Origin of the sequence: Fodinibacter luteus (genome assembly GCF_039541575.1) — a bacterium.
GTDB lineage: Bacteria > Actinomycetota > Actinomycetes > Actinomycetales > Dermatophilaceae > Fodinibacter > Fodinibacter luteus.
Genome location: NZ_BAABGM010000001.1, coordinates 159,672 through 168,241, shown reverse-complemented (window position 1 = coordinate 168,241; position 8,570 = coordinate 159,672). Strand labels below are relative to the sequence as shown.

6 protein-coding genes are annotated in these 8,570 nt (G+C 73.4%); 2 read left to right on the top strand and 4 right to left on the bottom strand.

Annotation, left to right across the window (positions count from 1 at the left end):
- Nucleotides 1–21 precede the first annotated feature (21 nt).
- The 4 genes from asnB to ABD899_RS00730 form a co-directional block, all read right to left on the bottom strand.
- On the bottom strand, nucleotides 22–1,932 hold the full coding sequence (asnB, locus tag ABD899_RS00745) for an asparagine synthase (glutamine-hydrolyzing) (protein ID WP_345201211.1): 1,911 nt from the start codon (nucleotides 1,930–1,932) through the stop codon (nucleotides 22–24).
- A gap of 2 nt (nucleotides 1,933–1,934) precedes the next feature.
- Nucleotides 1,935–3,146, bottom strand: a complete 1,212-nt coding sequence (locus tag ABD899_RS00740) for a glycosyltransferase family 4 protein (RefSeq protein WP_345201209.1) — start codon at nucleotides 3,144–3,146, stop codon at nucleotides 1,935–1,937.
- A gap of 35 nt (nucleotides 3,147–3,181) precedes the next feature.
- Nucleotides 3,182–4,504, bottom strand: coding sequence for a nucleotide sugar dehydrogenase (locus tag ABD899_RS00735; RefSeq protein ID WP_345201206.1), 1,323 nt, complete (start codon nucleotides 4,502–4,504; stop codon nucleotides 3,182–3,184).
- Nucleotides 4,505–4,637: 133 nt separating this feature from the next.
- Nucleotides 4,638–6,170: a sugar transferase gene (locus ABD899_RS00730; protein WP_345201204.1), complete on the bottom strand. Its 1,533-nt coding sequence runs from the start codon at nucleotides 6,168–6,170 to the stop codon at nucleotides 4,638–4,640.
- A gap of 387 nt (nucleotides 6,171–6,557) precedes the next feature.
- Here ABD899_RS00730 and ABD899_RS00725 point away from each other — a divergent pair, with 387 nt between their 5' ends.
- Nucleotides 6,558–7,283, top strand: coding sequence for a TetR/AcrR family transcriptional regulator (locus ABD899_RS00725; protein WP_345201201.1), 726 nt, complete (start codon nucleotides 6,558–6,560; stop codon nucleotides 7,281–7,283).
- 207 nt (nucleotides 7,284–7,490) lie between these two features.
- On the top strand, nucleotides 7,491–8,507 hold the full coding sequence (locus ABD899_RS00720) for a hypothetical protein (RefSeq protein WP_345201199.1): 1,017 nt from the start codon (nucleotides 7,491–7,493) through the stop codon (nucleotides 8,505–8,507).
- The last annotated feature ends 63 nt before the right edge of the window (nucleotides 8,508–8,570 follow it).

The following is an 8,570-nucleotide window of genomic DNA, read 5'->3' as shown; positions in this document are numbered from 1 at the left end:
GGCGCACGTCGTCCCCGCGGGTCATGGCGTCCCCACCCCCGCGGCACGGGCGTTGCGGTACCAGAGCTCCAGGCTGAGCAGCTGCCACACCTGCTTGGACTCGTCGCGTCGCCCGCTGCGCTGGTCGTCGACGAGGTGCTGCAGGGGCGCGGCCCGGAGGAACCCCGTGCCGACGAGCTCACCGTGGAGCAGCACGTCGTCGACGAGCTCCCGCAGGTCGTTGGTGACCCACGCCCGCAGGGGTGCTCCGAAGCTCGCCTTGGGCCGGTCGACGATCTCGTCGGGCAGCCAGGCGCGGGCGGCGTCCTTGAGCGCGGCCTTCTGCTGCCGGCCCCTGATCCTCTCCGACGGGGGGAGCGAGAACGCCGCGGCCATGACGACCGGGTCGACGAACGGCACGCGGACCTCCGTGGATGCCGCCATGCTGGCCCGGTCGGTGTACGTGAGGTTGAGCCCCGGCATGAACATCCGGGTGTCCGCGAGGCACATCCGGCTCACGACGTCGGCGAGGTCGTTGTCGTCGTAGATCTCTTGATGGCGGTCGAGGACCGTGTCGACGTGCCCGGTCAGTGCGGGGTCGAGCAGGCCGGTGAGCTCGTCCCGGTCGTAGAGGGTGTAGCTGCGCCGGAACGCCTCCTGCTCCGGGAGGTCGGCGAAGGAGAGGAAGCGCTGTGCCCAGCGGACCGTGCGCAGCCCGCGGCCTCCGACGGCCACCGGGAGGGCGCGCACGGCGGGGCCGACGGCGGCCCGCACGGCTCCCGGCATCCGGCCGTAGCGCTCCGCCACGAGCATGGCGAGGTGCTTGCGGTAGCCGCCGAAGAGCTCGTCGGCACCCATCCCGGAGAGCAGGACCTTGACCCCGGCGTCGCGCGCGGCGTCGCACATGAGCAGCGTGTTGATGGCGGCGGGGTCCCCGATCGGCTCGTCGAGGATGTCGACCATCCGGGGGAGCATGTCGACGATGTCGGGGTGGATCTCGATCTCGTGCAGCCGGATCCCGAGGTGCTCGGCGAGGCGGCGGGCGTAGCGGGCGTCGTCGGGCATCGACTCGAGGCGCTGGTCCTCGGGGCGGAAGACGATCGTGTAGGCCTCGATCGACGGGTCGCTGCGGTGAGCCAGCGCCGTGACGATGCTCGAGTCGAGACCACCGCTGAGGAACGACGCCACGGGGGCGTCCGCGACGAGGTGCGCCCGCACGGAGGTCGCCACGACGTCGCGGATGTCCGCGCGAGGGCCCTGCGCGGCCAGTGCCGCCTCGGCCGCGGTGTCCCAGAAGCGTCCTCGGGTCACCGAGCCGTCCCGGTGGTACTCGGCCCAGGTGCCGGCGGGGTGGCGCTGCACGCCACGGACGGCGTCGAACTCCTGGGGCAGCCAGTAGTAGAGGGTCGACGCGACCATCGCGGCCGGGTCGATGACGAGCTCGGGCCCGACGGCGGTGACGATCGCCTTGAGCTCGGAGGCGAAGAGGATGCCGTCGCCGCGCGGCATGACGTAGAGCGGCTTGATGCCGAGCGGGTCGCGGGCGAGCGTGAGGTCCCCGGTGCGCTCGTCGTGGATCGCGAACGCGTACATCCCCCGGAAGCGCCGCAGTGCGCCCGGTCCCCAGGCCCGCCAGGCCTCGAGCACGACCTCGGTGTCGGATGCCGTCGCGAAGCGGGCCCCGCGCCCCTCGAGGTCGTGCCTCAGCTCGCGGTAGTTGTAGAGCTCACCGTTGTAGGTGAGGGTGAGGCCCCCCTTGGCGAACGGCTGGTCGGCGGCGCTCGACAGGTCGATGACCGACAGCCGGCGGTGACCCAGGACGACCGCGGTGTCGGGGTCGACGAGCTCGACGACGGCACCGGCATCCGGTCCCCGGTGCGAGATCCGGTCGGTCATCGCCGTGACGAGCACCTTGCCGTCGGCCTGCTGGTAGGCCCCCGCGACGCCGCACACCGTCAGGCCCCCGCGTCCGCGAGCGGGGCCGTGTCGGCGGTGCGGCCGACGAGCTCGTCGAAGACCCGCACGTAGCCCTCCTGCTGGTGCTCCCAGGCGAGGTGCCGCTCGACGCGCTCGCGCCCCTGCCGTCCCATCTCGGAGCGTCTCGCCGGGTCGTCGAGCAGGGAGGTCAGGGCCCGGGCGTACTCGTCGACGTCGTTGGGCCGCACGTAGTGGGCCGCGCCGGCGGCGGACACCCGGGTCTCGCGCAGGTCGAACGCGACGACGGGGAGGCCGAAGGCCATGTACTCCATCGTCTTGTTCATCGTCGAGACGTCGTTGAGGGGGTTGAGCGGGTCGGGGCACAGCCCCACGTCAGCGGTGGACAGCACGTCGCGCACGAAGTCGTCCGGGACCCGTCCGGGGAGGTGGACGGCGTCGGCGAGGCCGAGCTCGTCGCGGCGCCGGACGAGCTCGTCGTAGGAGTCGCCGGACCCCATGAACGTGAACGCGACGTCGTCACGCCCCATGCGGTTGACGACGACGTCGGCCGCGGCGAGGGCGAGGTCCACCCCGTCCTGCGGGCCCATGACGCCGAGGTACGCCACGAGGTGCCGCCGACCGCGGCGCAGGTCGGGCACCGGCTCGTGCCGACGCAGCCGGTCCGGGTCGGGTCCCGTGCGCACGACGCTGACGTGCTCGGGGGGCTTGCCACCCCGGGAGGAGGCGATGGCGGCGTACGACTCGTTCGTCGAGGTGACGCGGTCGGCGGCCCGGAACGTCTCGCGCTCGAGGAGGAGCAGGCCCTTGTACTGGGCACCCCGGGTGCCCTCGAAGCGGGAGAGGTACAGCTCCGGGCACAGGTCGTGGTGGTCGAAGACGAACCGCGTGCCGTCGCGCCGTCGCAGCCACCGCGCGATCGGCCAGAAGATGTCCGGTGGGTTGCACGCCTGCAGCGCGTCGAACGGGCCGTCGCGCCGGGCCGTGCGCAGGAGCCGCGCCGTCGAGAGGAAGGACCAGGCGTACTCGACGAGGTAGCCGAGGGCACTCCCGCCCGGGGCGTACGCGGGGTAGGCGAGGATCCGGACACCGTCGACGACCTGGGAGGGGCCGGTCCCCTCACCCTGCGGGCACACGACGGTGACGTCGTAGCCCCGGTCCACGAGCGACCGGCACTCCAGCCACACCCTCCGGTCGAACGGGACGGGGAGGTTCTGGACGATGATGGCCACCCGGGGTCGCTGCCCGGGTGTCGGGGTCCGGTGGGTCACCAGCTCACTCCCCGGTATCCCTCGATGTGCTCGACCGCCTCGCCGAGCCGGCCGTCGAGGTCGATGACGAGCTCCGGGGCGGCGACCTGCAGCGCCGCGAGGCAGTCGGGGTCCGAGGTCGCCACGATGGCGACCTCCGCGCCCTCGAGGGCGAGCCCGGGCCGGTCGACGATGAGGCGGCTGACGTGCGGGAGCTTGCTCTGGAGGTACTCGAGGTTGGCGCCCACGAGCCTGGCCGGGTTGACGATCGGGTCGTAGATCCGCACGTCGAGGCCCTTGCCGACGAAGCGCTCGGCGATCTCGAGGTTGGGGCTCTCGCGCAGGTCGTCGGTGTTCATCTTGAAGCTGAGCCCGAGGATCGCCACGTGGCGGTGGCCGGTCTCGAGCACCCGGTCGACGAGCGCCCGCACGATGATCTCGTTGCTCGTGAGCGTCGAGCTCAGGAGGGGGACGTCGACACCGCTGGCCCGCGCCATGCCCTGCAGGGCCCGGAGGTCCTTCGGCAGGCACGACCCGCCGAAGGCGAAGCCGGGCCGGAGGTAGGACGAGGAGATGTTGAGCTTGTGGTCCTCGCAGAAGATCTCCATGACGCCCCGCGAGTCCACGCCGTACTGCGAGAAGATCCGGCCCATCTCGTTGGCGAAGGTCACCTTGACGGCGTGGAAGGCGTTGCACGCGTACTTCAGCGCCTCGGCCGTGGCGACGTCGACGTGGTGGATCTCGTGGTCGAGGAAGTCGAAGAGCGCATCGCAGGCCTCCCGGGTCCGAGGGTCCGCGGCGCCGACGACGACGAACGGCGGCGAGAAGAAGTCGTCGACCCCGCATCCCTCGCGCAGGAACTCGGGGCACATGGCGGTCCCGACCGACCAGCCGGCCGGCAGCAGCTCCGGGGTGAACGCGGGGGCGACGACCGAGGACCCGGTGCCGGGCGGCACGGTGGACCGGATGACGACGGAGTGGAACCCCGACGCGGGTGGAGTGGCGTCGGCGAGTGCCTCGCGCAGGTCGGCGAGCGCCCGGGCGATGTACGTGAGGTTCGTGTCACCCCGCGACGTCGAGGGCGTCCCGACGCACACGAGCGAGACGTCGGCCCGGTCCACCGCCTCCCGGACGTCGGTCGTGGCTCGCAACCTGCCCGCGGAGACCGACTGGGCGACGAGCCGGTCGACGCCGGGCTCGACGACGGGGCTCTCGCCACGGTTGATCGCGGCGACCTTGCTCCGCTCGACGTCGACACCGACGACGTCGTGGCCCTGTGACGCCAGGCCCGCGGCCGTCACGGTTCCCACGTACCCGAGGCCGAAGATGGCAACTCTCATGACTGCACTCGCTTCCTGGAGAGGTCCCCTGGGACGACGGAGTGGTTCCGCGCCCCCCGACACCGGGTGGTTCCGTCGCCGTCCCCGGGCGGGGTCGGATGCCGGGTGGTCGCCACCGCGCGCGCCGTGGTCATCAGTACGCCCCGCGCCCGCGGACGACGGCGCCGGCCGTGCGCACGAGGATCTGCGCGTCGAGCGCCAGGGACCAGTTGTCCACGTACCAGAGGTCGAGGCGGAGCGACTCCACCCAGGGCAGGTCGCTGCGCCCGGACACCTGCCACAGGCCGGTCATCCCCGGGCGCACCCGGAGCCGGCGGACCGCGTCGCTCTCGTACTGGTCGACCTCCCGGGGCAGGGGTGGGCGCGGGCCGACGAGTGACATCTCCCCGCGGACGACGTTGAGCAGCTGTGGCAGCTCGTCGACCGAGTAGCGGCGCAGCACGGCGCCCAGGCGCGTCACGCGGGGGTCGTGCCGCAGCTTGAACAGCCGCTCGTTGCCGTCGTGGCTGCCCTCCAGGGCTTCGCGGCGGGCGTCGGCGTCCGCGCACATCGTGCGGAACTTGAGCATCGTGAAGAGGCGTCCGCCCTCACCGACCCGCCGCTGGCCGTAGAGCACGGGCCCGGGGGAGTCGAGCTTGACGAGGGCGGCGACGAGGAGCAGCAGCGGAGCGGCCAGCACGAGGATGAGGAGCCCGGCGAGGCGGTCGACCGCGAGCTTCGCGGCGTACCGGACGCCGCTGCACACGGGTCGCTCGACGTGGAGCATGGGAAGCCCGCTCGCCCGGCGCAGGGTGAGCCTGGGCCCGGCGACCTCGATGACACCCGGGTCGATGAGCAGGTCGACGTTGCGCTGCTCCAGGGCCCATCCGAGCCGTCGGAGCGCCTGGCCGGCGAGCGAGGGGCAGCTCGCCACGGCGACGACCTCCGCCCCGACCCGGTCGACCACGGCGAGGGTGTCGGCCTCGGCGCCGAGGACGGGGAGCCCGTCGAGCTCCTCGGGGGCCAGGGCAGCGGAGGTCGGGTCGCCGACGCAGACGCCCCGGACCTGCAGACCGGTCGTGCGCGGGGCTGCTCCGATCCGGCGCGCGAGCTCGAGGACGGCCCGGGCGTCTCCGACGAGCACCGCCGGCTGCAGGCACAGCCCGTGGTCCCGGGCCACGGCCAGCCGGCGGCGCAGGAGGTGGCGGCCGATGATCGTCGCCGAGAGCATCGTGGGCACGGCGACGAAGAGGACGCCGCGCGAGAACTCGAGCTTGACGGTGAACGACACGAAGGTGACGACCGCGACGAGGGTGACGGCCGCCCGAGCGACGGCGCGGTACTCCTCGGTGCCCGCACCCATGAACCGGGTGGCGTAGGCGCCGCGCTGGCCCAGCAGGAGCAGCCACAGCGCGGCGATGGCGACCGAGGTGACCTCCATGGCGTCGGTCGAGCCCCACAGCGCCGCGTCGTGGCCCACGACGAGGGACCGCACGCTCAGGCCCACGAGCAGGCCGAGCGCGGCCGCCGCGGCGTCCGTCACGAGCGTGAGCAGTCGGTGCTGCCGCTGCCACGACCGCAGGTCGTGGCGCACCCTCGCGTGCCCGTACTCCGCGAGGTCGACGTGCACCGCCCTGCGAGCGCCCGCGGCCGGCCGAGCGGTGGCGGACGGCGTCGCGGTGGTCATCGCACGCCCTACCGCTCGCCCCGGACGCGCGGTGGCTCGGCGGCCCGGGCGGGGTGCGGCGCGGTGGCGGACGACTGCGGGAGGATGGTCGACATTGCTCTCCTGGGGCCGGGTCGCGTGCGACGAAACGGGCGCAGGGGGGCAGTCGTCGTCCGCGGCGCCGGCTCGTCGCTCCCCCTGCTGGAGCCGCGAACCCGCCTGGCGAGTTGTGAACACCGTACACATCGTGAACAGTGTTCGCAATCACATCGTGAACAATGTTCGCTTTCGAGTGCCTCTCGACGGGCGAGGGGGGTCGATGAGCGCTACCATCGAAGTGCTTACCGTCCGTCCGCCACGCCTCGGCGACCGGATGCCGTCCCCCGTCCCTCCGCTGGAGCCCTGCCGATGACCACCTCTCCCGCGCCTCCCCTCACCACGTCCCGGCGGCAGCGCGGCCGTGACTCGGCCGTCCGCGAGATCAAGGCGGCGGCGCTCGACGAGCTGCGGCAGCACGGTGCCCGGGGCGTCACCATGCGCGGCGTCGCCCGGGCCATCGACATGACCCCGTCCGGCCTGTACCGGTACTTCGACGACCACGGGGCCCTGCTGACCGCGCTGTGCGTCGACGCCCGCGACTCGCTGCGCACCGCGCTGACCCAGGCCCAGTCGGCTCACCCCGACGACGACCCCACGACGCGCTGGTTCCGGGGGTCGCTCGTCATGCGCAGCTGGGCCCTCGACCACGTCGACGAGTACTCCCTCGTCATCGCACCGCGGCTGGCGGGCATCGACCCGGGTCACCCCGACCTGATGGCGGCTGCCGAACGGCTCATGAGCGTGCCGGTCGAGACGGTCGACCGGGCGATCGGCAGCGGCGACCTCGTGCCCGCGCCGGCGGTGCCCGTCGCCACGCCGACGCTGTCGAGCAGCAGTGGGGTGACCGCTGAGGCCTGGTCCCTCGCGGTCGGCGCCGTCTCGGCGCTCGTCGGCGCCGTCTCGCTCGAGGTCTTCGGTCCGCTCACGGGTGCCGAGCGTGAGGAGGCCTACGGCGCGTACTCGCTCCAGGTCATGCGTGGGATGGGCTTCGCCGGCACACCCGACACCGGCAGCCTGGTGCTCGTCGCCTCCTGACCGGCACCCCCCGGGCCGTGGCCGCCGACCGAGCTCCGCAAGAGCCCGCCGACCGAATTCCTCAAAAGAGTGCGCAGATGGGCGGGGGCGAGGCAGACTCTCCCTGATGTCCGTAAGCGACCCACGGTGCAACATCTCGCCGGCAGGGATGGGCCGCTGGGCGGCGCCGCGAGGTGACCGGCCCGGGCATGACGTTGGGAGCGCACCGTGCTCGATGACAGCCACCTCAGGTCCGCCACGCTCACCGACATCCTCGTCGTCGCACCATCGAGCCCGTCCCTCGACGAGCTGCTCGCGTACGTCGAGTCCTGTGCCCCGGCGCTCGTGGGCTGCGACGAGGTCGAGGTGCGGCCGGGGCAGCGCGCCACGGGTGGGCCGGGCGACCACGCGGGGCCGGTGCAGGGGCATGTCCGCAGCCACTCCGTCGTGTGCGACGGCGAGCCCTGGGGTGAGCTGCGCCTGACCTACCTCCAGGGCCCGCCCGGCCGGGCCGAGGTCCGCCGCGGTCGCCTCCTCGCGGCGGTGCTCGGCGTGGCCCTCCTCAGCGTGCGGGCCGAGCAGGATGCATCGTCCGCAACGGTTCGGGAGCCGGCGGCGACGGACGTGGACACCGGGCGCGCGGGTCCCGACGACCTCGTGGACGTGGTCCTCCACTGCGCCGAGGTGCTCGACCTGATGCCGGACGCCACGACCCGAGCCCGCCTCGCGCTCGTCACCAGCCGCGTGGCGGCAGCAGTGGGGGCCAGCTCGTGGTGCGTCGAGGTGGCGCACCACGGGCGGCTCCACGACGTGGCTCGTGCCGGTGAGCCGACCGGCGCCGAGGGAGATGGTGTCGGTGGCACGACCGGCTCCAGGAGGTCGCTGCTGTCGAGCGACCACCCCGCACGGATGCGGGCCAGCGAGGGTGGGGTCTTCCGCGCCGACCGCCGCACGGGGGACGACGCCGAGCGCCGTGCGCTGGTCGAGGGCGGCCACGAGGCGGTCGTCGGCGCGGGCGGGTACGACCTGGACGGCCGGTCCTGGGTGGTCGCGGTGTTCGCCGACTGCGGCCGGCGCCTCGAGGGGACCCCCGCCGTGCTCCTCTCCCTCGTGCTCGCGGCCCTCAGCTTCCCGCGCGAGGCCGTCGTCCCGCGCCCCGTGGAGCCGTCGGTGCGCGCGATCCTCGACTGGCCCGCAGCCGGCGACGGGGGTGCCGGGATACCCGGCATCGGGGAGGCGGGGTAGGCCGGCGATCGCACCTGGCCCCCGGCACCCGACGTCGGTGGAACGGCGGCGACCCGCCTAGGA